The organism is Paenibacillus sp. BR2-3 (assembly GCF_046529485.1).
Taxonomy (GTDB): Bacteria; Bacillota; Bacilli; order Paenibacillales; family Paenibacillaceae; genus Paenibacillus_AQ.
The window spans coordinates 2,053,218-2,074,755 of record NZ_CP126311.1; the positions used below are offsets into that span (position 1 = coordinate 2,053,218).

Annotated in this window: 24 protein-coding genes, 1 pseudogene and 1 riboswitch; of the genes and pseudogenes, 21 read left to right on the forward strand and 4 right to left on the reverse strand. The window is 48.3% G+C overall.

Going from position 1 to position 21,538, the window contains the following annotated elements; all coding sequences use genetic code 11:
* The 7 genes and pseudogenes from PaeBR_RS09680 to PaeBR_RS09710 form a co-directional block, all read left to right on the forward strand.
* A complete protein-coding gene (locus PaeBR_RS09680) occupies positions 1 to 1,428 on the forward strand; it encodes a sugar porter family MFS transporter (protein WP_410514609.1) in 1,428 nt (475 codons plus the stop codon).
* Between the two features lie 61 nt (positions 1,429 to 1,489).
* Positions 1,490 to 2,524, forward strand: coding sequence for a Gfo/Idh/MocA family protein (locus tag PaeBR_RS09685; RefSeq protein WP_410514610.1), 1,035 nt, complete (start codon positions 1,490 to 1,492; stop codon positions 2,522 to 2,524).
* Between the two features lie 58 nt (positions 2,525 to 2,582).
* Complete coding sequence (locus PaeBR_RS09690) at positions 2,583 to 3,443, forward strand: sugar phosphate isomerase/epimerase family protein (RefSeq protein WP_410514611.1); 861 nt, start codon at positions 2,583 to 2,585, stop codon at positions 3,441 to 3,443.
* A 37-nt stretch (positions 3,444 to 3,480) separates the two neighbouring features.
* Positions 3,481 to 4,326 (forward strand): 2-keto-myo-inositol isomerase, encoded by an 846-nt coding sequence (iolI, locus tag PaeBR_RS09695; RefSeq protein WP_410514612.1) that lies wholly within the window; start codon positions 3,481 to 3,483, stop codon positions 4,324 to 4,326.
* A gap of 37 nt (positions 4,327 to 4,363) precedes the next feature.
* Positions 4,364 to 5,251, forward strand: a complete 888-nt coding sequence (fba, locus tag PaeBR_RS09700) for a class II fructose-1,6-bisphosphate aldolase (RefSeq protein WP_410514613.1) — start codon at positions 4,364 to 4,366, stop codon at positions 5,249 to 5,251.
* A gap of 20 nt (positions 5,252 to 5,271) precedes the next feature.
* Positions 5,272 to 6,102 carry a Gfo/Idh/MocA family protein gene (locus PaeBR_RS09705; RefSeq protein ID WP_410515136.1) on the forward strand — a complete coding sequence of 277 codons (831 nt, stop codon included), beginning with the start codon at positions 5,272 to 5,274 and terminating at the stop codon, positions 6,100 to 6,102.
* A pseudogene (locus PaeBR_RS09710) lies at positions 6,027 to 6,716 on the forward strand (sugar phosphate isomerase/epimerase family protein); the annotation flags it as partial. The gene PaeBR_RS09705 and the pseudogene PaeBR_RS09710, both read left to right, overlap by 76 nt.
* A 209-nt stretch (positions 6,717 to 6,925) precedes the next feature.
* On the opposite strand, the gene PaeBR_RS09715 reads toward PaeBR_RS09710, so the two are convergent.
* Both PaeBR_RS09715 and PaeBR_RS09720 read right to left on the reverse strand, forming a co-directional pair.
* Positions 6,926 to 7,315: a tautomerase family protein gene (locus PaeBR_RS09715; protein WP_410514614.1), complete on the reverse strand. Its 390-nt coding sequence runs from the start codon at positions 7,313 to 7,315 to the stop codon at positions 6,926 to 6,928.
* 23 nt (positions 7,316 to 7,338) lie between these two features.
* Positions 7,339 to 8,100, reverse strand: a complete 762-nt coding sequence (locus tag PaeBR_RS09720; RefSeq protein WP_410514615.1) for a DeoR/GlpR family DNA-binding transcription regulator — start codon at positions 8,098 to 8,100, stop codon at positions 7,339 to 7,341.
* Between the two features lie 274 nt (positions 8,101 to 8,374).
* Between PaeBR_RS09720 and PaeBR_RS09725 the strand changes: the two genes are divergently transcribed.
* From PaeBR_RS09725 to PaeBR_RS09745, 5 genes are all read left to right on the forward strand, one after another.
* Entirely contained in the window at positions 8,375 to 8,905 is a 531-nt protein-coding gene (locus PaeBR_RS09725) for a hypothetical protein (RefSeq protein WP_410514616.1), read from the forward strand.
* Positions 8,906 to 9,134: 229 nt separating this feature from the next.
* Positions 9,135 to 9,716 (forward strand): TetR/AcrR family transcriptional regulator, encoded by a 582-nt coding sequence (locus PaeBR_RS09730; protein WP_410514617.1) that lies wholly within the window; start codon positions 9,135 to 9,137, stop codon positions 9,714 to 9,716.
* 57 nt (positions 9,717 to 9,773) lie between these two features.
* Entirely contained in the window at positions 9,774 to 10,436 is a 663-nt protein-coding gene (gene rnhA, locus PaeBR_RS09735) for a ribonuclease H (protein ID WP_410514618.1), read from the forward strand.
* A 103-nt stretch (positions 10,437 to 10,539) separates the two neighbouring features.
* Positions 10,540 to 11,208 (forward strand): uracil-DNA glycosylase, encoded by a 669-nt coding sequence (locus tag PaeBR_RS09740; protein ID WP_410515137.1) that lies wholly within the window; start codon positions 10,540 to 10,542, stop codon positions 11,206 to 11,208.
* Between the two features lie 29 nt (positions 11,209 to 11,237).
* A complete protein-coding gene (locus PaeBR_RS09745; protein WP_410514619.1) occupies positions 11,238 to 11,642 on the forward strand; it encodes a hypothetical protein in 405 nt (134 codons plus the stop codon).
* Between the two features lie 78 nt (positions 11,643 to 11,720).
* Here the strand turns inward: PaeBR_RS09745 and PaeBR_RS09750 are convergent, their stop codons facing one another.
* Positions 11,721 to 12,821, reverse strand: coding sequence for an AI-2E family transporter (locus PaeBR_RS09750; protein ID WP_410514620.1), 1,101 nt, complete (start codon positions 12,819 to 12,821; stop codon positions 11,721 to 11,723).
* Positions 12,822 to 12,946: 125 nt separating this feature from the next.
* Between PaeBR_RS09750 and PaeBR_RS09755 the strand changes: the two genes are divergently transcribed.
* Positions 12,947 to 13,327: a hypothetical protein gene (locus tag PaeBR_RS09755; RefSeq protein ID WP_410514621.1), complete on the forward strand. Its 381-nt coding sequence runs from the start codon at positions 12,947 to 12,949 to the stop codon at positions 13,325 to 13,327.
* Here PaeBR_RS09755 and PaeBR_RS09760 read toward each other — a convergent pair.
* On the reverse strand, positions 13,319 to 13,543 hold the full coding sequence (locus tag PaeBR_RS09760) for a hypothetical protein (protein WP_410514622.1): 225 nt from the start codon (positions 13,541 to 13,543) through the stop codon (positions 13,319 to 13,321). The two genes, PaeBR_RS09755 and PaeBR_RS09760, sit on opposite strands and share 9 nt — an antisense overlap.
* A 295-nt stretch (positions 13,544 to 13,838) precedes the next feature.
* Here PaeBR_RS09760 and PaeBR_RS09765 point away from each other — a divergent pair, with 295 nt between their 5' ends.
* From PaeBR_RS09765 to PaeBR_RS09800, 8 genes are all read left to right on the forward strand, one after another.
* Complete coding sequence (locus PaeBR_RS09765) at positions 13,839 to 14,603, forward strand: DeoR/GlpR family DNA-binding transcription regulator (RefSeq protein ID WP_410514623.1); 765 nt, start codon at positions 13,839 to 13,841, stop codon at positions 14,601 to 14,603.
* 13 nt (positions 14,604 to 14,616) lie between these two features.
* Positions 14,617 to 15,561 carry a 1-phosphofructokinase gene (gene pfkB / locus PaeBR_RS09770; protein WP_410514624.1) on the forward strand — a complete coding sequence of 315 codons (945 nt, stop codon included), beginning with the start codon at positions 14,617 to 14,619 and terminating at the stop codon, positions 15,559 to 15,561.
* Between the two features lie 38 nt (positions 15,562 to 15,599).
* A complete protein-coding gene (locus tag PaeBR_RS09775; RefSeq protein ID WP_410514625.1) occupies positions 15,600 to 16,970 on the forward strand; it encodes a PTS fructose transporter subunit IIC in 1,371 nt (456 codons plus the stop codon).
* Positions 16,971 to 17,423 (forward strand): PTS sugar transporter subunit IIA, encoded by a 453-nt coding sequence (locus tag PaeBR_RS09780; protein ID WP_410514626.1) that lies wholly within the window; start codon positions 16,971 to 16,973, stop codon positions 17,421 to 17,423. It begins immediately after the preceding gene.
* A 145-nt stretch (positions 17,424 to 17,568) separates the two neighbouring features.
* Entirely contained in the window at positions 17,569 to 18,069 is a 501-nt protein-coding gene (locus tag PaeBR_RS09785) for a Crp/Fnr family transcriptional regulator (protein ID WP_410514627.1), read from the forward strand.
* Between the two features lie 309 nt (positions 18,070 to 18,378).
* Complete coding sequence (locus PaeBR_RS09790) at positions 18,379 to 19,050, forward strand: YitT family protein (protein WP_410514628.1); 672 nt, start codon at positions 18,379 to 18,381, stop codon at positions 19,048 to 19,050.
* 198 nt (positions 19,051 to 19,248) lie between these two features.
* A complete protein-coding gene (locus PaeBR_RS09795) occupies positions 19,249 to 20,043 on the forward strand; it encodes a TIGR00266 family protein (RefSeq protein ID WP_410514629.1) in 795 nt (264 codons plus the stop codon).
* 188 nt (positions 20,044 to 20,231) lie between these two features.
* A complete protein-coding gene (locus PaeBR_RS09800; protein ID WP_410514630.1) occupies positions 20,232 to 21,092 on the forward strand; it encodes an undecaprenyl-diphosphate phosphatase in 861 nt (286 codons plus the stop codon).
* 96 nt (positions 21,093 to 21,188) lie between these two features.
* Positions 21,189 to 21,397, forward strand: a riboswitch (cobalamin riboswitch).
* Positions 21,398 to 21,538: the final 141 nt, after the last annotated feature.

A 21,538-nucleotide genomic window follows, 5' to 3' on the forward strand; every position in this document is an offset into this window, starting at 1 on the left:
ATGAATAAGGATACGGGTCAAAAGGCGTTTCTAACAAAAATCATTATGGTCTCGACTCTGGGCGGATTGCTGTTCGGGTATGACACCGGAGTTATCAACGGGGCACTCCCGTTTATGTCCGCCCCCGATCAGCTTAATCTTACCTCCTTCACGCAAGGTCTTGTAGCCAGTTCTCTGCTCTTCGGAGCAGCGCTTGGCGCCGTATTCGGTGGACGTCTCTCGGACCGCAACGGCCGCAGAACGAATATTATGACCCTTGCCATCATTTTCTTCATCGCTACGATCGGATGCACACTGGCACCGAATGTATACATTATGGTTGGCTTCCGTTTTCTGCTGGGTCTTGCTGTGGGCGGCGCTTCCGTAACCGTTCCTTCTTATTTGGCCGAGATGTCCCCAGTAGACCGGCGGGGGCGGATAGTCACCCAGAATGAGCTGATGATCGTAAGCGGCCAACTGCTTGCCTTTGTGTTCAATGCTATTCTGGGAACAACCATGGGAGACAACTTGCACGTATGGCGATATATGCTGGCTATAGCAGCCCTCCCGGCGATATTCTTATTCTTCGGTATGCTGCGTGTGCCTGAAAGTCCGCGCTGGCTCTTGTCGAAGGGTAAAGAGCAACGTGCCTTTGAAGTGTTGAAGAAAATTCGTCCCGAGAAGGAAGCTTTGGCAGAAATCGTGGAGATTCGAACAACTCTGAATACGGAAAGCGGTATTCAAAAAGCGGGCATGAAAGATTTGGCAGTGCCGTGGGTCCGGCGCATATTGCTCCTCGGTATCGGAATTGCGGTTGTGCAGCAAATTACCGGCGTGAATTCTATCATGTATTATGGTACGGAAATTCTCAAGGATGCCGGCTTTGCCACCAAGGCGGCACTGATTGGCAACATTGCCAACGGTTTGATCTCGGTTATCGCCACATTTGCTGGAATTTGGCTTCTTGGCAAGGTCGGACGCCGTCCAATGCTTACGACGGGTCTTATCGGCACCACTTCCGCGCTTCTGCTGATTGCGGTGTTCTCCCAACTCCTTGCCGGTACAACAGCTTTGCCGTACGTTGTTCTTGGTTTGACGGTTACTTTCCTTGCGTTCCAGCAAGGCGCGATTTCACCAGTAACCTGGCTGATGCTCTCGGAGATTTTTCCGCTGAAACTGCGTGGTCTGGGTATGGGGCTTACGGTATTCTTTCTCTGGATTGTCAATTTTGTGATCGGGCTGCTGTTCCCGGTATTGCTATCTGGTGTCGGATTGTCCGCCACGTTCTACGTATTCGCCGGACTGGGTATTCTGGCTATAACCTTCGTACAAAAATTCCTGCCGGAAACCAAAGGCCTTTCGCTTGAGAAGCTTGAAGAAAACTTCCGCAGTTTCGACCAAAAGAACGCAGTCGCTGCCCGCATCGAAGAAATTGCCGAAGCGAAATAATTGTAAGCGTTATTAGGAATATAAAGGGATATGACACTAATTTAATAGGAGGATTTAAATAATGAGTATGAAATTCGGAGTTATTGGCACGGGTGCGCTGGGCAGAGAACATATCAGACGGATTCAGAACACCTTGTCCGGAGGCGAAGTGGTTGCCGTAACGGATGTGAATCAGATGGCTGCGAAGCAGGTAGTGGAGCAGCTTGGACTGAATGCCAAAGTATTCCCTGATGATAAAACCCTGATTGCCGAAGGCGGCGTGGATGCGGTTATTATTACAAGCTGGGGACCTGCCCATAAAGACAGCGTGTTGGCCGCGATTGCAGCCGGTAAATATGTCTTCTGCGAAAAACCGCTGGCCACAACGGCCGAGGATTGCATGGAAATTGTCAATGCCGAGGTGAAACAAGGCAAGCGTCTGGTGCAGGTCGGGTTCATGCGCCGTTATGATAGCGGTTACGTAAAGCTGAAGGAAGCTTTGGACAATAACTTTATCGGCGTGCCGCTGATGATCCGAGCGGTTCACCGCAATCCCGAGGTTGGTGAGAATTACACCACCAGCATGGCGATTACCGATACGCTGATCCATGAGATTGATGTGCTGCACTGGCTGGTCAATGATGACTATAAATCCGTTCGGGTCACCTTTCCTAAGAAAACCAAAAATGCTTCTGCTCATTTACAGGACCCGCAAATCATTACACTGGAAACTGAAAGCGGCATTATCATTAATGCTGAAGTATTCGTCAACTGCAAATACGGCTATGACATTCAGTGCGAAGTGGTCGGCGAAGAAGGTGTGGTCTACCTGCCGGAGGTGCAAAGCGTCAGCTTCCGCAAGAATGCCCAGTACGGCGTGAACCTGCTGATGGATTGGAAAGACCGCTTCATTCAGGCTTACGATGTGGAGCTTCAGGATTTCATCGACTCCATCAAGAAGTCCGGTGAGCCTAACGGACCGACTTCCTGGGACGGCTACGTTGCCGCTGTTACAGCCGATGCCTGTGTGAAAGCGCAGGAGACTGGCGAGAAAGAGCCGGTCGCCCTCGGCGAGAAACCTGCATTCTACAATTCACGTACCCTGAGCGCGGTGTAAGCCGCAGCTTAAGGCCCTGTACCCTGCGCTTTACCATACCTGATGGGAGGATTACTGCATGATCTTATCACTTGACCCGGCAATGTACCGGGATATGCCTTTGAAAGATGTAATCAATAAAACAGCGGAGCTTGGCTATGAATATATTGAACTGTCGCCAAGGGATGATTTCTGTCCCTTCTATAAATATCCCAGAGTTGACAAAGCCCTGATCAAGAACATGAAGAGATGGATGTCCGATGCCGGTGTGAAAATTTCCAACCTGCTGCCGCTTCACTATTGGGCCGGCCCGGATGAACTCCGGCGCCAGGCTGCGGTGCTGAACTGGAAACGCTGCATCCAGATTGCCGTCGATATGGACATCGAGCTGATGAGCAGCGAGTTCAACGGCATCAAGCCACAGCCGGCAATCTGCGAGGAAGGGTTCATCCGGTCGATGGAGGAACTGCTGCCGATTTTCGAACGGGAAGGGGTCAAGCTGAATCTGCAGGCCCACCCTTACGATTTCATTGAAACGAATCAGGGCGCGGTCGATATGATCCGGGCGCTCGACAAGGACTGGATCAAGCTGGTCTATTCCACCGCACACACCTTCTATTACGATGATGGAAAAGGCGATATCGCCCAAATGTTCGACTATGCCGGCGATCTTCTCCAGCATGTGCTGTTCGCGGATACCTTCAACCACAAAGGCGGTCAGGGACTGCGCTATATTATGAATCCCCCGGAGACGGATGCGACCATACATCAGCATTTAAATCTGGGAGAAGGCGAAGTTGATTTCACCACCATCTTCAGAAAGCTTAAGAAAGCGAAATTTGATGGACTGGTAACAAGTTCCGTGTTCGCCTGGGTAGAGAAGAGGGATGAGTGCAGCACGAAAATGCTGCGCCAGCTTAGGGAAGAGCTCGGTATCTAGCCATATTTTATATTCATACATTATGGAGGAGAATTAAATGAAACTTTGTTTCAATCAAGCTACAACATTGGAAAATTCCAATCTGGCCAAAGACCTGGAGCTTTGCGAGAAGCACGGCTACGATTATATCGAAATCCGTACAATGGATAAATTACCGGAATATTTGCAGGACCATACCCTGGATGAATTGGCTGAATTCTTTAATACCCATCATATTAAACCGCTGGCCTTCAACGCACTGGTGTTCTTCAACAATCGCGACGAAGAGGGCTATCAGGCGATCATAACCGAATTCAAAGAAATGATGGAGACCGGCAAAAAGCTCGGTGTGGAGTATGTGGTTGCCGTTCCGCTCGTCACTACGGATAAGTTCCTTAAGCAGGATATCAAGAAAAGCTGCGTGGACGTTCTGACAGAGCTTTCGGATATCGCCAAGCCCTATGGAATTAAAATTGCCGTTGAGTTTGTCGGGCATCCGCAGTGTACGGTCAACACCTTCGGCCAGGCTTATGATATTGTCGACACCGTTGGCCGTGACAACGTGGGTTTGGTGCTGGACTGCTTCCATTTCCACGCCATGGGCTCCAACTGGGAGGACCTGGAGAACGCCGATGCTTCCAAAATCTTTATTCTGCATATTGACGATACCGAGGACTATCCTATCGGCTTCCTGACGGATGTGGACCGCCTCTGGCCGGGACTCGGCGTAATCGACCTTGATAATATTCTCTCCATCCTACAGGAGAAGGATTTCTCGGGTGCGATCTCCGTGGAGCTGTTCCGGCCGGAATATTACAAGATGGAAGCGGAAGAAACGATCCGCATCGCCAAAGAAACCACGCTTAAAGCGGTTGCGAATTACTATAATCTGCAGACGATTTAATGCAAAGCTCGCAAAGAATGTAAAGGGGGGCCGTCTCATGACATTGGTATCTATGAAAGAAATGCTTTTGGAAGCCAAAAAAGGCGGTTATGCGGTCGGGCAGTTTAATATCAACGGTCTGCAGTGGGCCCAGGCGATTCTGCAGGCCGCCGAAGAAGAGCGCGCGCCAGTCATTCTGGCCGCTTCCGATCGGTTGGTCGGTTATCTGGGCGGATACAAGGTCATCGCGACGATGACCGCCGAGCTGCTCGAAGAGATGGCCATTACCGTACCGGTGGCACTCCATCTGGATCACGGAGTTAGCGTGGAGCGCTGTAAAAAGGCCATTGATGCCGGATTCAGCTCCGTGATGATTGACGGATCGCATTATTCCATCAATGAGAATATTGCAATGACCCGTGAAGTTGTCCAGTATGCGAAGCGTTTCGGAGTATCCGTTGAAGCCGAGGTTGGAACGGTTGGCGGCATGGAAGACGGGCTGATCGGTGGAATCCGCTATGCGGACCCCGGAGAATGTTTGCGGATTGTGAAAGAAACAGGAATTGATGCTCTGGCCGCAGCCCTCGGTTCTGTCCACGGACCTTATCAGGGCGAGCCGGTGCTTGGCTTCGACGAGATGAAGCATATTTCAGTGCTGACCGATACGCCACTCGTGCTGCACGGAGGCTCCGGCATTCCGGGGCATCAAATCCGCAGAGCCATCGAACTGGGACATGCCAAAATCAATGTGAACACCGAATGCATCCAGGCATGGACCACAGCTGTCCGCAAAGTACTAGCCGCCGACAGTCAGGTGTATGATCCACGGACGATTCTTACCCCGGGAACCGAAGCCATTCTGGCGACGGTCAAGAGCAAAATGAAGGAATTCGGCACAAGCCTTAAAGTGAATACACCGAGCATACAAAAAAGGATGAGCGTATAATATGGAGCTGCGTATATCACATCCGTAGAATTAATGAAAAAACACAAGGCGCCAAGGTAGTGGCTGTCTCTGATATTAACCAGGAAGTGGCCGGGAGATTGGCGGAACGGATCGGAGCCGAATTCTTCGCGACCGGGGAAGCACTGATACAATCTCCCAATATCGATGCTATTGTCGTAACCTCATGGGACCCTACACATGAAAAATATGTGCTGGAAGCGATTCGAAATGACAAGTTCGTCTTCTGTGAGAAGCCGCTGGCTGTAGAGCTGGAAGGCTGCCGCCGGATCGTTGATGCGGAAATTGCCAAAGGCCGAAAGCTGGTTCAAGTCGGATTCATGCGCAGATATGACCGCGGCTACGAGGGGTTGAAGTCTGCTATTGACAGCAAAGAGTTCGGCGACGTAATCATGCTTCATTGTACACACCGAAATCCGCAGGTGGATGATAGCTATAATACGCCGATGGCGGTGGAGAACACGGCAGTGCATGAAGTGGATGTCCTGCGCTGGCTGCTGCAGGAAGATTTCGTATCCGCACAGGTCATCCTTCCAAGAAAACAAACGCGTCATACACATAAAGATCTGCATGACCCGCAAATTATTATTTTGGAAACGGCATCCGGCATTCATATTGATCTAGAGGTCTTCGTAAATTGCCAGTTTGGCTATGACATTAATTGCAAAGTCGTTTGTGAAGATGGAGAAATTGGATTAACCGACCCTTCGTATGTAAGTGTAAGATCCAAGGGCAAAGACTACACGGAGATTTCGCCGGTGCGCAGCACCGCGAGGCTACAGACAAAACCTTTGAGCTGGCCGGTCTGCTCGGCATTAAAAAGGTTATTATGATGAGCGGGCTGCCGCCTGCAACACCAGAGGATAAAACACCGAACTGGATCAGCTATACGGTCAGTTGGCCGCCGGTGCTCGAAGAAATGCTGAATTACCAATGGAATGATGTAGCCATCCCGTATTGGACCAAGCTTGTTGCGAAAGCTAAGGATTGCGGTGTTGAAAAAATCGCCTTGGAAAACTTCAGCGCCCAATTGGTTTACAACCCTGAGACGCTGTTCAGGCTGAGAAATGCTGTAGGTCCAATTGTCGGCCTGAATCTCGACCCTAGTCACCTCATCTGGATGGGAGCAGACCCGATTTTATCCGCAAGAGCGCTGGGAGAAGCCATCCATCATGTTCACGGCAAGGATGTAAGGCTGGAGCGCTATCTGTCGGGTGTAAACGGAGTTATTGAAACTAAGCCTGTGACTGATGTTGGCGGCCGTTCCTGGAATTATGTGGCGGTTGGCTGCGGACAGGATCTGAAATGGTGGAAAGAGTTCTTTTCGGTCGTTCGGATGATGGGTTATAACGATGAGGTCTCGCTGGAGATGGAAGATTTGACGATGTCCGTGGAAGCGGGAGTTCAAACCTCCATTGACGCACTAAAACAAACCTTAAGCTATTAATATTAGATCATTGGAAATGTAATCGGGTTGCGTATCAAGAAATAAGCTGGTTACTGTATTCAACAGGAGTCAGCTTATTTAGTTTTCGTTGTGCCGGCATAAAAAATACACCCCCAGATTTCATCGGATAAACCAGGGGTTTATTCCAATGATTTTCTAAGGGGTGCAATACAGCTATTCTCATGGGGTTTTGGATATACCCATTGGTTTTAAAGCTTTCCTGTCAAGAACTGGGCTTCTCCGAGTCCAAAGCTCCAATCCGCATCCCCGTTTTCGGAGATGGATACCATCAAGTCTTCCGGACGGATTCCGCATTCGGCCTCAAGCCTCTGGGCCAGCAGGGCATACAGTCTTTCCTTTTGGTCAGAGGTTCTCGCTTTACTGACAATATTGATAATGACAACATCGCGGGTTCTTGTGAAGCCAAGCCCCGTGTCTTCAATGATCAGCTCATGGGCCGGATGCTGGTGCACGATCTGGTAACGATCCCTCTCTGGCACACTAAATGCTTCCACCATCGCCCGGTGAGCTGTATCCAGTAATTTACGCAGATTGTCCTCGCTCCGGCCTTCAATCAGATCAAATCGCAATAATGGCAAGGTAATTCGCCTCCTGGCTTTTATTAGGTTTCATCACAAATATGCAGGGTGATATTGTTATCCCGGCAGAATACTCTGTATTCCTCGGGCAGCATTTTGGATGTTATAATCGCATCGCATTCACGCAAGGGTGCATAGGTCAGCATGGTTGATTTTCCGAATTTGGAAGCATCGGCAAGTAAATACATCTTTTGCGTTTTTTCGGCGATCCGCTTCTTGATTTCGTATTCCAGAATATCGGAGTTCGTCAGGCCGCTTGCGATGGATACGCCGGTCGCCGCCATAAACGCCTTGCTGATATTGTATTTGTCCAGAATATGCAGATCATCAATGCTTACAAAAGATTTGGTTTTGCGTTTATAACGGTTCCCGATGGTCATCAATGTAACATTATCCAGGTTTACCGCCGCATTGATTACATCCAGACTGTTCGTTAAAATCGTCAACTGCTGCAAAGGGGGGAGGAAGTCAATGATGTTCCTTGTTGTGGTACCGGAATCAATAAAAATAAGGTCATGGTCTTCAATTAATTGTGCCGCGCATTTCCCGAGGGCAACTTTCTCGGGGTGGTTGGTATGGTCTCTGTTCTCGAACGGGACCAGATTGTGGGATATGGACGTTACGCCGCCGTAAACCTTTTGAATCGTACCTTTTTCCAATATTCTGTCCACATCACGTCGCACCGTGTTTTTGGATACGTGAAATCGTTCACAAATTTCATCTAAAGATGCTGTCCCGACCGAGTGAATATATTCTTCAACATACTGCAAGCGTTTTTCTTTCATGCTTTCTTGCTCCTATCTGATAATAAATCTTGATGAAAATATAACATATTACCAAGAGTTAATCAACACATTTCCGAAAATGCGTAATTTATCGTAATATTAGCTTTATTTTAAAAGAAATATGGGATGACCTGCAACAGTTGCTCTCTTTCGGAAAGCACTACATTTGAGGATAAACTCGTATAACAGTACGGAAAGGAAGCCTGTTGGAAAGTATCTTAGCGAAGGTATATGATAAATGCTAACGATAAGTAACCAATGATGAGGTGAACCCATGGAAAATCAAGCTCAAAGGGCGAAGGAACTTTTCACTTATTACTACGGCAGCTCATTCGATATGCATCGGGAAGGCACATATGAGGAATATAAGTCCTTTTGCGTGTCAAAAGAAACCGAAATGGAATGGTTCAAAGAGCTGATTGGGGAGTATACCGGCCAACTATCCATAAGGAATTGGGACGCAATTACTTCATTGAGTTCAATATCCCGGAATTATCAAGACAGCGTGATTGTCGAGAATGTGGTCTCCTTTGCTTCACGCAATATTATGAGCGCTGACAGCATTGTCAGATTGCTTTTCGCCGAAAGACTGGTGGAGATCCTAGGAGCCAATAAAAAAGTATTATCCAAGGATCTGTTGTTCAGAGCGTGTAAAGTGACCGTAGAAGTCCTTGAAGCGATTATTTCTCAGCCTTTAGTCATTGACCCGGGGCATGAATTGCAGCAGCTTAATCTGAAGGACAAGCGATCCTTGAATAGTAGGGCTAAAAAAAGCATCGAAGATGTCATGGACATTGTTAATTGAGCTGCTCCTTGTTCCGCATTATTATTTTTGAACTTCGGTAACACCGGTAACTGTTCCTTGATCCGATGGATCGAATGAAGCTTGGTATTCATCCTTGGCGAAATATACATTACCAACACTGCTGTTAAACTTGCAAGCTTTTTCATAAAACTTCCTCCTTCAGTTATTGTCAAATCTTTACCAATCGTTCTACAAATGTTAAAATGGAGCGAGAGAGGGGGGATGACCGTTGGCCCGGAACAAAGAGTTTGATGTGGATACGGTGCTGGGTAAAGCAATGACTGTATTTTGGCGGCAGGGGTACGAGATGACCTCCATGCAGGATCTTGTAAATCATATGGGTATTCATAAAAGAAGCATGTACGATACATTTGGAGACAAGCATAAATTATTTATGAAAGTAATGGACCGATATGCGGAGAACATGCAAACTAAAATCGATCAGCGAATTCAGAGCTTGCACTCAGCTAAAGAGGCTATAAGGCTGCTGTTTGAAATGACCGTTACCAAGGATGAAAGCGAACCCGAGGGATGTCTTATTGTAAATACCGCGGTGGAGCTGTCCATTCATGACCCGGAGGCGGCCGATATGGTTAATGACAGTCTGTTGAATACAGAGAAAACCTTGCAAGAGCTCGTACGGCATGGGCAGGAAAATGGAGAAATCTCCGGCACCCTTGATGCGGCAGCCCTTTCTGAATATTTGAATAATGCGCTTGTGGGTCTGTGTGTGATGGTCAAAACCACTCCCGACACCGCGAAGCTGAAAAGAATCATAGATACTACGCTGACCGCTCTGGAACGATCATAACCGTAGTATGATGGTACATTAAATATTTATCCCTATAAATAGTAAGGAGCAATAACGATGGCGAAGCAGAAGTTTTATGTAGTATGGGCAGGCAAACAACCGGGTGTCTACAGCACTTGGGCAGAATGCCAGGCACAGACGGACCATTTTACCGGAGCTAAATATAAATCGTATGAATCGAAGGCGTCAGCCGAAGAGGCTTATAAGGCCGGCTGGAAGGGCAACTGGGGAACAGGAGCTTCAGCTTCCGGCGGGGCTAAGGCTACCAAGAGCAGCTCCTTTAAGCGTACCGCTTCTGTGGAGACTTCCGAAGAGATTGATTACTTCAGTGTTTCAGTAGATGTGGGCACACGCGGCAATCCCGGTCCGGTAGAGTATAAGGGCGTGGATACGGGTACGGGAGAAGTGATTTTTTCGTGCGGTCCGATTAAAAAGGGTACAAACAATCTTGGCGAATTTCTGGCGATTGTCCATGCCTTGGCTCTTCTTAAGAAAGAAGGCAGCAACAAGACAGTGTATAGTGATTCTGTGAATGCGATTAAATGGGTGAAGCAGAAAAAGGTAGCAACAACACTGCCGCGTGATGCTTCAACCGAAGAAATATGGGTTCTTATTGATCGTGCAGTAAAATGGCTGCAGACCCATACCTATGAGAATAAACTGCTGAAATGGCAGACGAAACAGTGGGGAGAAATCAAGGCGGACTACGGCCGGAAGTAGAAGGAATGACGAATATTCTACCTATTCGCTTACCCGGACTTATAATGAGGGTAATAAGAGGTAAAGAATGAACACTACAGAGTCAGCAGGTGAAGAAATGGAAATGTTCGGCAACGATTGGGATGAGGTTCTGCATGATGAGGTAAAGAAGCCGTATTTTAGGGAGCTGCAGCAAGCTTTGGAGAGGGAATACCGGGAGCATACCGTCTACCCGCCACAAGAATTGTTTTTCAGCGCGCTTGAGCGGACTCCTTATCAGGAGACCCGTGTCGTCATTTTGGGGCAGGACCCTTACCATGGGGCGGGCCAGGCTCAGGGCTTAAGCTTCTCTGTGAAGCCGGGTATGCGTATTCCTCCGTCGCTTCGCAACATTTATACCGAGCTGAAGGATGATATTGGGGTACAGGTTCCCAATCACGGCTCCCTTCTGCATTGGGCGGAGCAGGGAGTACTGCTGTTGAATGCGGTTCTGACCGTGCGCGAAGGACAGCCCAATTCGCATAAGGGGTTGCGTTGGGAGATATTTACGGATGCCATTATGGAGAAGCTGAATAAACGGACTGTGCCGATGGTATTTATTTTATGGGGAAGTCATGCCCAGCAAAAGGGTTTGTTCATTGACAGAAGCCGCCATCATGTCATACAGTCCACACACCCAAGCCCTTTCTCGGCCTACCGCGGATTTTTTGGAAGCCGTCCGTTTTCGGGGGCTAACCGGTTTTTGGAGTCGCATGGATTGGCAGGCATTGATTGGTCTATACCTGATACATAGGTTCGTTTGAAACGGAAGAGGGTGAAGCAATGAAGCATTGGGTAGGCAGACCTGTCATTATGTATTGCGGAGAACCGCCATACAGGATCATGAAGGGAGTGCTGCGTAAATGGGATTCGGCTCTCGGACGGGTGGTGATTGGCCATCAGGAAATTTCCGTACCTTTTCGTGACATTGCACTGATCAAGGCATTAGCCCCCAAGGAGAGAGCATTGCCTCCGGTTCTTCACTCGGTCGGATATGTGATGAGGGAACGGCAGCAGTTCGATAATGCGGTGTATTTCAAATCGGCAGTAACCGTCTGGAAGGGTGAAATGCTGATTGCGCTGAATACAACGATTGTATCGCATACGAAAGGCTCAGTTACCCTTAAGGATGGGCAGTGTCTGATGAAGGGCACTCATTTATTCGTTGTCCGCTCCCTTCGGGGGTAAGGGTCACAGCTTAAAGGAATAGACAAAAAAAACGACGAGACTCTCTCAAGGGGAGGGCCTGCCGTCGTTTTTTTGTTGTTAAGAGAGATCTTCCTTAATTACAGGGGCCTCTTCAACCCGTTCCGCTACAATGATCTCATAGATTCTCAGGAAAATAATTTTGACGATCATATATACAGGAAGAGCAATGAGCACCCCTATAATTCCGTAGAAATCTCCGCCAATCAGGACGAGCAGAACCGTGGTCAGGGGATGCACATCCAGTCGTTTCCCGTAAATAATAGGCGACAATACGTTATCCTGGATCTGCTGGGCGATAATAACAATCACCAATGCCCAGAGTGCCAGGGTAGGCGACTCTATAAATCCGACTATTAACACGGGTATGGCCGCCAGCAGAGAACCGACGAAGGGAATGAAATTCAGCGGTACTGAAATTACTGCAAGGAGAAGTGAATAAGGCAGTCCTATAATCAGAAACCCGATATACAAAAGAATCCCGAGAATGACATTCAGCAGTACGCGCGTGACGATGAAGCTGCTGAGAGCCGCATCAATATCCTTAAGGGTTTCCTGTCCTTCCTTGCGGTATTTTCTCGGAATCAGGCTTTGGACAATGGGAGACAGCTTATGCCCGTCTTTCAGCATGTAATACAGAATGATAGGCAGTGTCGCAATAACTACAACGATGCCGGAAATAACCGTAATCAGATTGGACATTGAATTGGTTACCCAGGTGATCGCATTGTTCAAATATTCCGACAGACGGGTTGCCAGATCGGATTCGCCTTGGAAAAAGCGTGAAAGCACCGGAGTCTTCCGCAACTGGTTGAATTGATCCTGCAGCCCTTGGACCAAATAAGGGGCATTCTTCATAAAGTTTTGAATCTGCTCCTGCAGCGTCGGCCAGACGAGCGCCCAGAAGAGGATAAATAAGCCGATGATTGCCAGATAGAGCAGCAGGATGGAGAGGGTGCGGTTGATCTTTTTTTTCTCCATATAATTCACCAGCGGCCGCAGCAGGTAGTACATGAACCCGGACAGCATCATGGGGACGAGCAGCAATTTGATTATAGCTACAAGCGGCATGAACAGGAACATGACCTTGGAACCCAGATACAGAATTAATAAAAAGCTGATGATGGCAAGACTTGTCCGAAAATATTTATGTTGCAGCACAGCAGCACCCCCTGGTTTGAAAAGATTACACAATATTATGTATCTATCATTTATAACCGAATTAGGACGGGTTGATTCAAATCAGCCTGAAGGAAAGCGGGGTCAAGGCGAAGGAAATATCGGTGGTGACAAAGCAGAAATTGATCGTGGATCAAATCAGTCAGGATACAGGTATTGGCAAGCCTGAGGCTGGGATAGGCAACGGGGGGTTGTTCGGTACAGCGAAGGAGCTCAGTGTAGGACTGGATATGCTCCCGGATACGGCTGTCGCAGCAGGTCCTGCAGCACGCAAACTTGCGGGGGCAGAGCTGGAAAAGGATAATCTGGACGATGGACTGGCTGTTAGTCTGGTCGGAATGGGCATTCCCAAGAAGGATGCCGAAGGGTACGCCAAGCATGCCGATCAAGAACATATCATCGTTATAGTCGCACTCGAAGAAGAGAAGAGCCAGCAGGTAAGCACTCTGTTTACACAGCATCATGCAATTCCACTGGAGTCACTTTGAACGGAAATTAGGTTTACCTCTTTTTTTGGACTGAATTAGGACAGTGGGAACAATATCAGTTTCGCCCCCGGCTTCCTTGGTTACTTCTCTCGCCTTAATGAGCGATAAAAAAGAAAAAAAGTCGCCTAACGTGACCAGAGCAGCGCCAATAATGGCATAATCTGCAGCACTAAGCTCCTGATTTTCTTCCTGGCCGCCATTTTTATTCTTGGACATCCTTTCTTCACCCGCTTTTCTTCGATCTAATATAAAATATGTAATAATCAGTGATAATGAAATGGGCTATAGGGATACAATTATTAGTAATGGGCACAATACCTGTTCGCGGCAAAGCGGATAGGTATTTTTTTTAATAAAAGCGCTTTACAGAGGATGAAAACGCTGTTAAACTCATAAGTGAGCACAAATGATCAATAATGGTCATCGAATTGAATCTAAATGATCAATTACCGATCATTGAGCTATAGATCAGCACAGATTTCTGCGGCTAACTTTTAAGGGGTGGGACACGATGCTGTTTGAGGAAGAAAGAAAAAGAAGTATCGTGCAGTTTGTAGAAAAGCATTCAAGAGGCTCGGTGCAGGAGCTGAGTCAAGAGATGGGGGTTTCAGAGTCCACAGTACGCCGGGATTTGAAGGAGCTGGAGGAGGCCAGACTGCTGAAGCGGACGCATGGCGGCGCGGTATCCCTGCAGAGTGTTAACTTCGAAGCGGCTATATCGGACAAGGAAGACCAGTATCTGGATGAGAAGCTGCGTATTGCCCGCAAGGCTGTGGAAATGATCGAAGCCGGTGATGCCATCCTGCTTGACGGAGGAACCACAACACTGCAGATAGCGAGAGAGCTCAAGACATTCTCGGACATCAAAGTAATCACGAACTCCATCATGGTGCTGAACGAGCTGAAGGATTGCCGCAATATTGAAGTATCCATTACAGGCGGTATGCTTCGACCGGATACGATGGCGTTTGTGGGGCCGATGACTGAACGTTCCCTGGAGATGGTGAGAGTGGATAAGGCATTCCTTGGAACAAACGGAATGGATTTGCATGAAGGGATTACTACGCCGAACATGCTTGAGGCTGCCACGAAGCGTAAAATGATCAGCGTTGCCAAGCAGGTTGTGCTTGTTGCGGATCACAGCAAGATCGGTCAGGTTTCCTTCGGCAAGGTAGCCGATCTTGATGAGATGGATTATTGTATTTTCGATTCGGAGACTCCGGAGAATTTTGTCCGGGAGATAACAAAAATGGGCGTTACTGTAACGCTGGTTTGAAGTGGAGGTTACCATGAGTAAATTAGTCATCACAGTCACACTGAATCCCGCTTTGGACAAAACGGTAACCATTGACGGCCTGGAGGTTGGCGGATTAAATCGTGTAGATGACATTCGTATCGATGCCGGCGGCAAGGGTATTAATGTAGCCAAGGTGCTAAAAGGCTTTCAGGTGGATGTAACAGCAGTTGGTTTTATTGGCGGACATAATGGAAATCTGATTCTGCAGGACCTGGAGCGTGAAGGAATTGAACATTCTTTTACCGAAACTGCAGCAGAGACGCGAATGAATCTCAAGGTAGTTGACAGTACTGTACAGGTTACTACTGAGATTAATGAGCGTGGCGGTACAGTCTCCAGTCAGGAGAAAGCTCAGTTCCAGCAGGCGCTGGAGGATCAACTGGAGCAAGCCTCTATTCTCGTCCTGGGCGGCAGTGTTCCGCCGGGAGTCGAGCATGCTGAGTATGCCTTGCTTATCGAGACTGCCAAGAGTAAGGGAGTCAAGACGATTCTGGACGCGGATGGAGATGCGCTCAGAGACGGTCTGATTGCTAGTCCCAACGTCATTAAGCCTAATATCCATGAGTTGGAGCAGCTGCTCGGCGTTACCCTGGAAAGTGATGAGGAGATTGTCCAGGCGGCTCGGAAATTGACGTCGCAAGGTATCGAATGGGTCATCGTTTCTATGGGCGGCGAAGGCAGTGTAGCGGTCAGCAAGGATGAAGCTCTCCGTGCACGTCCTTTTAAAATTAAGCCGGAAAGCACAGTTGGCGCTGGCGATTCTATGGTAGCGGCGATTGCATCAAGTCTGCTCCACGGACGCGGACTGGAAGAAACATTACGCTGGGCGACAGCGGCAGGGAGTGTAACCGCATCCAAGCCGGGAACCCAGGTATGCCGGTCGGAAGAGGTTGAGGAGCGTCTTGACGATGTAGGAATCACAAGAATTGAAGCATAAACAAGGTTGTAACATGACACTTATAGGAGGAATTTTAGATGAAAAAGCTATTGGCGGTAACAGCTTGTCCAACCGGTATTGCCCACACTTATATGGCAGCCGAATCCCTGCAGAAGGCAGCGGGGCAGAAAAACGTTCCGATTAAAGTTGAGACACGCGGTGCAGTAGGCGTGGAGAATGAACTAACCGCAGCAGAAATTGCTGAGGCTCATGCTATTATTATTGCAGCAGATACCGATGTGGATGAAGATCGTTTCGCCGGCAAGCCGGTGGTTAGGGTTGCGGTTGCCCAGGGCATTAAAATGCCCGCACAGCTGATTGATCAGGCCCTGGCTTTGCAGGCAGGTACTGCCGCACCGCAAGCTCAAGCTTCCCAAGGTAATGATGGCAAGCGTAAACAACCTGCATTTTACAAGCATTTAATGACAGGTGTATCCCACATGCTGCCTCTGGTAGTAGGTGGAGGTCTGATTATAGCATTATCCTTCTTTCAATTGAATCCGCCTGATGGAACCTTTTTTGCTAACTTGCTGAAAATTGGCGGCGCTGCTATGGGCCTGATGGTACCTATTCTGGCTGCATTTATCGCCTTCTCCATCGGTGGTAAACCAGCTCTTGCTTCTGGTCTGGTCGGAGGGATGTTGTCCAGTCAATTAGGCGCCGGTTTCCTCGGTGGTATCTTGGCCGGTTTCCTTGGCGGTTATATTTCCAGATGGTTGATCAAAAATATCAAGCTGCCTCGTTCCATGGAAGGGCTTAAGCCGCTTCTGATTGTTCCTTTCTTGTCCGTACTTGTTATTGGTCTTCTAATGGTTTATGTTATTGGCACACCAGTTAAATCTTTGATGGACGCTTTGACGGTATGGCTGCAAAATATCGGTTCGGGTAACAAAATCCTGCTTGGAGCTGTACTGGGCGGAATGATGGCTCTTGATATGGGTGGACCTTTCAATAAAACAGCGTATACTTTTGCTGTGGGTCTCCTGGCAAGCGGAGTATATGGCCCAATGGCAGCCGTAATGGCCGCAGGTATGACACCACCGCTTGGAATCTGGTTGGCTACGGTATTGGCTCCTAAGAAATTTGATCAGGAAGAGCGCGAAGCTGGTAAAGCTGCTGCTTTCATGGGTCTCTCCTTCATTACTGAAGGTGCGATTCCGTTCGGCGCTGCTGATCCGCTGCGTATCATTCCTGCCTTTATGATCGGTTCAGGTGTTACCGGTGCGCTGTCGATGGTATTCGACGCTACCCTGCGCGCTCCACATGGCGGTATCTTCGTACTGGCTGTTCCTAACGCTATCAGTCCGGTGTTCATGTACCTGATTGCGATTGTTATCGGTACGGTTGTAACTGCCCTGCTAGTAAACCTCTTCAAGAAAAACACATCTGTGATTGGAGCTGAAAAGTAAGTGAATATTCAAGAACTACTGACAGAAGATACTATATTCCTGCCTATGCAAGTAGGCAGCAAAGAAGAGACCATTGCGAAAATGACGGAAGGCCTTAAGCTTTCCGGCTCCGTTTCAGACGCGGAGCAGTACGTAAGCGATGTTCTCGCACGTGAAGCTACGGGTTCAACGGGTATCGGTTTTGGCGTTGCCATACCGCACGGTAAATCCTCTGGTGTAGTGAAGCCAGGTTTGGCAGTTGCACGTATGGCTGGGCCTACGGATTGGGATTCTCTTGACGGTACTCCGGTATCCATAGTATTCCTGATTGCTGTTCCGAAGGAAAATGTCGGCAACGAGCATTTGCAAATTCTGGTCGCGCTATCCCGTAAGCTGATCCATGATGATTTCCGCCAGTCCCTGCTGGATGCAGGCAGCAAGCAAGAAATTATTGATATTCTCAAAAATATTTAAGGTACAAAATAAAAGCTGCTGCGCCCTTCAGACCTTGAGTCTAAGAGGTACGGCAGCTTTTTTCGTCTGATTAACTCCACTTTTCGGGTTTATTTTTGTATAATTTGTAATATAAATAATTCACATGGGTAAAGGAGAGGGCGGGATGATACTGCACAAGGGGGAGGTCCTGTTCCGGCAAGGCGACGGCTGCCAGTCACTGTATCAGGTCAAAAGCGGGCTGTTCAAGGTAACAAGACTCCATGCAAACGGGAATGTAGTGCTGTTCAACATACTGTATCCCGGCGAAACGGTTCCTCATCATTCACTCATTTCCCCGAAGGAAGCTCATGGCACAGCCATTGCGCTGATGAAAAGTGAGGTGGAGATTATTCCGGCTGCGGAATGGTATCGGCAGCTGCGCGAAGAGCCGGGCAAGGCATTCGAAATAGCGATGCTGCTTCAGGAGAAGGTTCGATTCATGCAGATGCGGATCGATCACCTGACGGTCGGCACGCCGGGTGAGCGGCTGGAGCTGCTAACCAGCTGGCTTAATGAGTATACACACGGAGCTATGCTAACGGATCTCTTAACACAGGAAGAGATTGGACAATTGATTGGTGTCAGACGCGAAACGGTCAATCGTCTTCTGCGTAATTCTGGATAATTCCCTCTTTTTGATGGGAAATGTTTAGAGAATGCTAACTTCGTGGTATAATGTAATCAGAACATATCAAATTAGAGAAAGGATCAGGATACCATGTGTCCCCGAAGGACGATTCCCCAAAGGACGATTTGGAAACGTTATGATCTGTCTTATACTTAGCTTCCCTGTAGAAGGTGCGTAGCCGTTAATTGACGAAACCGCCTCTGCGAGGGAAGGAGTATTGTATGCGAAGGAGCAACGCCTCTGGTTCACCCCGTCGTAGAGGTTGGTGGGACGTCTAGCCACCATTTACGATAAGGGGAGACCTGTATGAGGAAACACAACAACGGAGTAAGCTTGCTGCTCCGATTGGCCGTCATTTTGTCCGGAACATTGCTGCTTGCATTTACTTATTATCACATTAATTATCAGAACCATTTGACCGAGGGCGGGTTTGTAGGCTTGTCGCTGCTCGGCAAGTATGTATTAGGGATTTCGCCTTCACTATCTATTCTAATCTTAGATATACCAGTACTCTTAATTGCCTTGATCATTAAAGGGAAAGCGTTCGTCTGCAAAACATTTGTTTCTGTAGGAGCCTTCACAATCTTCTACAGTCTGATGGAACGATACTCTGGATGGGTCATTAATCTGCATGATAATTTGCCGATTGCGGCATTGTTATCAGGTGTACTTACAGGTCTTGGCGCGGGAATGGTGCTTCGCGGTGGCGGGGCGAGCGGCGGTGATGACATTTTGTCACTGCTGATCAGTGAATGGAAGGGAATCAAGATAGGTACTGTATTTATTCTGATGGATGTAATTGTTCTGGCGCTGTCGCTTTTTTATATGCCTCTGAAAGAAACGTTGTATACCGGTATGGCAGTAGTAGTTGCCGGTTACGTCATTACGTTTACAACCTCTCTGGGCAGACCGAAGCTGCAAAAGGTGCCGAAGATTCAGCCCACGCTGGGCAAGCCGCAGGATAGTACAGTGATGTGAGAAGGATAACAACAACCAGTTACCCCTAACAGGGGGATGTTCTACATCTAGGTCAGCCGGAGTTTATGGCTGGCCTTTTTAAATTGCGGCGTACTATCTAATCTTTTATATCTCAGTGAAACCGTGGGCTGATCCCGGCCGTATATATTTGAATCGATACTATTGACACATTTGTGAATGAATAAGGAGGAAAAAAGAATGGGTGCACATGAAATTGATTATGCAATTATGGGCGAGGAAATACAATGCGTGGAGGTGCAGCTGGATCCAGGGGAAAGCGTGATCGCCGAAGCAGGAAGCTTCATGATGATGGACCCGGAGATTACGATGGAGACCATTTTTGGCGACGGCAGCGGGGGTACACGCGGCGGAGGAATGATGGGCAAGCTGATGGGAGCGGGCAAGCGGCTGCTGACTGGAGAAAGCTTGTTCATGACGGTGTTTACACACGGAGGATCGTACGGACGCAGAAGTGTGACCTTTGCAGCCCCTTATCCCGGCAAAATCATCCCGCTTGATCTGAAGCAATACGGTGGAAAAGTGATCTGTCAAAAGGATTCCTTCCTCTGTGCAGCCAAGGGCGTTTCTATCGGCATAGAATTTCAGCGCAAGCTGGGCGCGGGTTTTTTCGGTGGTGAAGGCTTTATTATGCAGAAGCTGGAGGGCGATGGCCTCTCCTTCGTGCATTCCGGAGGTTATGTGCTGGAAAGAACCCTACAGCCTGGAGAGACCATTAAGCTCGATACCGGCTGCCTTGTGGCAATGACCTCATCCGTTGACTATAATATTGAAATGGTTAAAGGTATCAAGACCGCTATATTCGGCGGTGAAGGGTTATTCTTCGCGACACTCCGCGGACCGGGTAAGGTATGGGTGCAGTCGCTGCCTTTCAGCCGGATGGCGGATCGCATTCTGTCTGCAGCCGGGAATTCTGGCCGAAAAGAGGAAGGCAGCATTCTGGGCGGACTCGGCAACCTGCTGGATGGCAGATAAAGGACCGGCAAATTGGAGCAGGAAGTCTTGATTATGCTTCTTTAATAAATAGCTGAGGATGCCGTCTCAACCGGAGCCTGCCGGTGGGCGGCTTTTTTGGCCTGTAACAATGCAATCCGTTTGTAAGTTTCAGAAATAGCTGCCGGAGTTTACATTATATATGATGATTCACTTAAAGGGGGAAGGGCATGGAACTGCTAACCATTATTAAAGCGATAATTCTCGGTATTGTCGAAGGACTTACTGAATTTGCTCCTGTATCCTCCACGGGTCACATGGTTATTGTGGATGATATGTGGCTGAAGTCACAGGGATTTCTCGGAAAATATACAGCCAATACTTTTAAGGTAGTGATTCAGCTGGGCTCGATACTGGCGGTTGTCATTATTTTCCGGAACCGGTTCATCGACCTGCTCGGGTTGAAACGATTCGGCAGAAAGGAACTTCAAGTGGAACCGGAGGGTCAGCCTCAGGTAGAGACCACAGGCCGTCTCAAGCTGGCTCAGGTTATCGTAGGGTTGTTACCGGCAGGTGTGCTTGGAATGCTGTTCGAGGACTACATTGATGAGTATTTGTTCTCCACCGCAACGGTTCTAATCGGTTTGGTCATAGGTGCTTTATTCATGATCGCCGCAGACTTTTTCGCACCGAAACAAATCAAGGTACAAAGTGTGGATCAAATTACATATAGACAGGCGCTGACTGTTGGTTTCATCCAATGCTTTTCACTGTGGCCGGGGTTCTCGCGGTCGGGTTCAACCATATCCGGTGGTGTCCTGCTGGGCATGAGCCATCGAGCAGCAGCAGATTTCACCTTTATCATGGCGGTGCCAATCATGGCCGGTGCAAGTCTGATCTCGCTGATCAAGAATTGGCAGTACTTTACACTGGATGCGCTGCCCTTTTTCATAGCCGGCTTTATCAGTGCTTTCCTGTTCGCGCTGTTGTCGATGCGTTTTTTCCTGAAGCTGATTAACAGAATCAAACTGCTCCCTTTTGCCATATACCGGATTGTGCTGGCAGGAGTCATCTATTTGGTGTTCTTCTAATAGATATAAGGATTTGTTATAAAGTAATTCCATATAATCTCTTGTGGTTTACTTGGTTTTACAGTAAGATGAACGTTATATTCATACCCGATGTAAAATTATATAACGGAAACAGGTGCTTGCCGGAAGATTAGTAATTTCGGTGAGCTTAATAGGGAAGTTCGGTTTAAATCCGACGCGGTCCCGCCACTGTAACGGAAGAGTTCCCAGCAACAATTGTCACTGGCAGATTACTACTGCCGGGAAGACAGCCGGGAATGATGACGCCGCTAGCCAGGAGACCTGCCTGTTTCGACAGCACTGCTTTACCTACGGGAGATAGGGAGGTGTTAGACGCTAGCCATCAGCATATCATGGGCGTCTTTCCCTTTGACTTTTTTAAGGGAGAGACGCCCTTTTTGCTTCCAATTTTGATTGAAAAAAAGGAATTTAAAAGGGAGAGGTAC

What these genes read in the sequence shown, in the direction of transcription:
- PaeBR_RS09800 (WP_410514630.1), top strand. Translation starts at nt 20,232, where the DNA reads ATGGAACTGCTAACCATTATTAAAGCGATAATTCTCGGTATTGTCGAA.
- rnhA (WP_410514618.1), top strand. Translation starts at nt 9,774, where the DNA reads ATGGCGAAGCAGAAGTTTTATGTAGTATGGGCAGGCAAACAACCGGGT.
- PaeBR_RS09745 (WP_410514619.1), top strand. Translation starts at nt 11,238, where the DNA reads ATGAAGCATTGGGTAGGCAGACCTGTCATTATGTATTGCGGAGAACCG.
- PaeBR_RS09775 (WP_410514625.1), top strand. Translation starts at nt 15,600, where the DNA reads ATGAAAAAGCTATTGGCGGTAACAGCTTGTCCAACCGGTATTGCCCAC.
- PaeBR_RS09685 (WP_410514610.1), top strand. Translation starts at nt 1,490, where the DNA reads ATGAGTATGAAATTCGGAGTTATTGGCACGGGTGCGCTGGGCAGAGAA.
- PaeBR_RS09680 (WP_410514609.1), top strand. Translation starts at nt 1, where the DNA reads ATGAATAAGGATACGGGTCAAAAGGCGTTTCTAACAAAAATCATTATG.
- PaeBR_RS09795 (WP_410514629.1), top strand. Translation starts at nt 19,249, where the DNA reads ATGGGTGCACATGAAATTGATTATGCAATTATGGGCGAGGAAATACAA.
- PaeBR_RS09690 (WP_410514611.1), top strand. Translation starts at nt 2,583, where the DNA reads ATGATCTTATCACTTGACCCGGCAATGTACCGGGATATGCCTTTGAAA.
- PaeBR_RS09765 (WP_410514623.1), top strand. Translation starts at nt 13,839, where the DNA reads ATGCTGTTTGAGGAAGAAAGAAAAAGAAGTATCGTGCAGTTTGTAGAA.
- PaeBR_RS09720 (WP_410514615.1), bottom strand. Translation starts at nt 8,100, where the DNA reads ATGAAAGAAAAACGCTTGCAGTATGTTGAAGAATATATTCACTCGGTC.
- fba (WP_410514613.1), top strand. Translation starts at nt 4,364, where the DNA reads ATGACATTGGTATCTATGAAAGAAATGCTTTTGGAAGCCAAAAAAGGC.
- iolI (WP_410514612.1), top strand. Translation starts at nt 3,481, where the DNA reads ATGAAACTTTGTTTCAATCAAGCTACAACATTGGAAAATTCCAATCTG.
- PaeBR_RS09740 (WP_410515137.1), top strand. Translation starts at nt 10,540, where the DNA reads ATGTTCGGCAACGATTGGGATGAGGTTCTGCATGATGAGGTAAAGAAG.
- PaeBR_RS09790 (WP_410514628.1), top strand. Translation starts at nt 18,379, where the DNA reads ATGAGGAAACACAACAACGGAGTAAGCTTGCTGCTCCGATTGGCCGTC.
- PaeBR_RS09785 (WP_410514627.1), top strand. Translation starts at nt 17,569, where the DNA reads ATGATACTGCACAAGGGGGAGGTCCTGTTCCGGCAAGGCGACGGCTGC.
- PaeBR_RS09760 (WP_410514622.1), bottom strand. Translation starts at nt 13,543, where the DNA reads ATGTCCAAGAATAAAAATGGCGGCCAGGAAGAAAATCAGGAGCTTAGT.
- pfkB (WP_410514624.1), top strand. Translation starts at nt 14,617, where the DNA reads ATGAGTAAATTAGTCATCACAGTCACACTGAATCCCGCTTTGGACAAA.
- PaeBR_RS09725 (WP_410514616.1), top strand. Translation starts at nt 8,375, where the DNA reads ATGGAAAATCAAGCTCAAAGGGCGAAGGAACTTTTCACTTATTACTAC.